Raw genomic sequence first — 233 nt, forward strand, 5'->3', positions numbered from 1 at the left:
CAATGGGTCACTAATCGTTATGTTGCTCAACGTAGTGGCTCCCGTATTGGTCACCGTAAAACTGTAACTGATCGTCTCACCCAACTGGGCAAACCCATCTCCGTTCTCATCGTTGAAGACACCAGTCTTTATGACCGCTATACCATTGTCATCACCAAAATCTGTAAACGTTGGGTCGTTCAATGCATTGCTGGATCCCGATAGATCCGTGATGTCTCCATCATTTGGTGTCG

Annotated in this window: 1 protein-coding gene; it reads right to left on the minus strand. The window is 46.8% G+C overall.

Features of this window, described 5'->3' with window-relative positions:
- A partial coding sequence (locus tag IQ282_RS00030) for a DUF7507 domain-containing protein (RefSeq protein ID WP_194849916.1) occupies positions 1–233 on the minus strand: 233 nt, incomplete at both ends.

This window comes from Nonlabens antarcticus, assembly GCF_015356755.1.
Taxonomy (GTDB): domain Bacteria; phylum Bacteroidota; class Bacteroidia; order Flavobacteriales; family Flavobacteriaceae; genus Nonlabens; species Nonlabens antarcticus.